Genomic DNA, 2,820 nt, shown 5'->3' with positions numbered 1-2,820 from the left:
AATAACTTGGAGCTTACTTACTTTCCCGGGTTTGATCCCAGTATCATCAGCGGTGCGGGGCTTAACTTCTCTGTTCGAGATGGGAAGAGGTGAACACCCGTCCTATCGGCTCCATACTTTTTACAAGGCATAGCCTTTTTCCATATTGTGAGATAAAATAAATAGCAGTGTGTAAATTAATAAAAGGTAAGCTTTCGGGTAATTAGTACTACTCGACTTTGACATTACTGTCTTTACATCTGTAGCCTATCGACCGTGTCGTCTACACGGACCCTTCATGGAATACTCATCTTCAGGTCAGTTTCGCACTTAGATGCTTTCAGCGCTTATCTGATCCCGACGTGGCTACTCAGCTATGCCCTTGGCAGAACAACTGATATACCAGCGGTCAGTCCAACTCGGTCCTCTCGTACTAAAGTCAGAACCTGTCAATATTCCTACGCCCACAACAGATAGGGACCGAACTGTCTCACGACGTTCTGAACCCAGCTCGCGTGCCACTTTAATCGGCGAACAGCCGAACCCTTGGGACCTTCTCCAGCCCCAGGATGTGACGAGCCGACATCGAGGTGCCAAACCTCCCCGTCGATGTGAGCTCTTGGGGGAGATCAGCCTGTTATCCCCAGAGTACCTTTTATCCTTTGAGCGATGGCTGTTCCATACTAAACCACCGGATCACTATATCCTACTTTCGTACCTGATCGACTTGTCGGTCTCACAGTCAAGCTCCCTTTTGCTATTGCACTCTACGCACGGTTACCAAGCGTGCTGAGGGAACCTTTGAAAGCCTCCGTTACTCTTTTGGAGGCGACCACCCCAGTCAAACTACCCACCAAGCAATGTCTCCCCTTTGGGGATTAGAATTCCAGTACAAGAAGGGTGGTATTTCAACGTTGGCTCCCCGATGCCTAGCGACACCGGCTCACAGCCTCCCACCTATCCTACACATCCAGTACCAAAACTCAATGCTAAGCTATAGTAAAGGTTCATGGGGTCTTTCCGTCCCGTTGCGGGTAAACGGCATCTTCACCGTTACTACAATTTCACCGAGCTCACGGCTGAGACAGTGCCCAGATCGTTACACCATTCGTGCAGGTCGGAACTTACCCGACAAGGAATTTCGCTACCTTAGGACCGTTATAGTTACGGCCGCCGTTTACTGGGGCTTCAGTTCAATGCTTCGTGTTGCCACTAACATCCCCCCTTAACCTTCCAGCACCGGGCAGGTGTCAGGCCTTATACGTCATCTTTCGATTTAGCAAAGCCATGTGTTTTTGTTAAACAGTCGCCTGGGCCATTTCTCTGCGGCCACGATTGCTCGTGGCTCCCTTTATCCCGAAGTTACAGGGTTAATTTGCCGAGTTCCTTAGCCGTGATTCACTCGAGCGCCTTAGAATATTCTTCTCGACCACCTGTGTCGGTTTACGGTACGGGTTACTTATAAGTTATACACGCCTAGACTTTTCTTGGAAGTCTACTCACTACACTCGTTTTGGCATTGCTGCCGCCTCTCAAAGACACTATTCCGTCAGTATCTGGTAACCTGTAGTCTCCGTCATCTATTTGCCCTATAAGTAAGTACAGGAATATTAACCTGTTGTGCATTAGGTTGTCGCCTTCGCTAGACCCTTAGCCCCCGACTAACCCTCAGTTGATTAGCATAGCTGAGGAAACCTTAGTCTTTCGGCGTGAGGGTTTCTCGCCCTCATTATCGTTACTCATGCCTACATTTGCTTTTCTGAACGCTCCAGCAAAGCTCGTCGCTTCACCTTCTCCGCAGATCAGAATGCTCCCCTACCAGTATATAAATATAATCCAAAGCTTCGGTACTTTACTTGATGCCCGTTTATTATCGATGCCCGCCTCGCTCGACCAGTGAGCTGTTACGCACTCTTTAAATGAATAGCTGCTTCCAAGCTAACATCCTGGCTGTCACTGCAATCAGACTTCCTTAGTTCAACTTAGTAAAGATTTTGGGACCTTAGCTGTTGGTCTGGGTTCTTTCCCTCTCGGATTGGGACCTTAGCACCCCAACCCTCACTCCCGGGTATATTTTAAGCCATTCAGAGTTCGTCAGGATTTGGTAGGATTTGACTCCCCCTAGTCCTATCGGTAGCTTTACCTGCTTAAAACTTAACCCCGAGGCTGTTCCTAAAAACATTTCGGGGAGTACGAGCTATTTCTCAGTTTGATTGGCCTTTCACCCCTACCCACAAGTCATCCAAATACTTTTCAACGTAAACTGGTTCGGTCCTCCACTCCGTGTTATCGGAGCTTCAACCTGCTCATGGGTAGATCACAAAGTTTCGCGTCTACTCCCACTGACTAAGCGCCCTATTCAGACTCGCTTTCGCTCCGGCTGCTCACGTCAACGTGATTAACCTCGCCAGTGAAAGTAACTCGTAGGCTCATTATGCAAAAGGCACGCCGTCACCCCACAAAAGGGCTCCGACCGCTTGTAAGCGTATGGTTTCAGGGTCTTTTCACCCCCTTACTCAGGGTACTTTTCACCTTTCCTTCACAGTACTAGTTCACTATCGGTCTCTTGGTAGTATTTAGCCTTACCGGATGGTGCCGGCAGATTCAAAGGGGATTTCTCCAGTCCCCCCCTACTCAGGATACCACTACAATTATATAAGCTTACCGATACGGGGCTCTCACCTTCTATGGCCTGCCTTCCCAGACAGTTCTTGTTCATTTATATAATCGATCACGTGGTCCTACAACCCCAGTCTTGCCGCAACAACACTGGTTTGGGCTAATCCGCGTTCGCTCGCCACTACTTACGGAATCACTTTTGTTTTCTCTTCCTCTGCTTAC

The 2,820-nt window shown here is 48.7% G+C and carries 2 rRNA genes; both read right to left on the bottom strand.

Annotated features, from left to right (window positions below):
• Nucleotides 1–4: 4 nt before the first annotated feature.
• Nucleotides 5–116: ribosomal RNA gene (gene rrf, locus ACST14_RS10880) — 5S ribosomal RNA — on the bottom strand.
• A 66-nt stretch (nt 117–182) separates the two neighbouring features.
• Nucleotides 183–2,820, bottom strand: a 23S ribosomal RNA gene (locus tag ACST14_RS10875); the annotation flags it as partial.

Source organism: Aquirufa sp. A-Brett2-15D (assembly GCF_054558735.1).
Note: the sequence above shows the minus strand (reverse complement) of the source record. Positions and strands in the feature narration are given on the sequence as shown.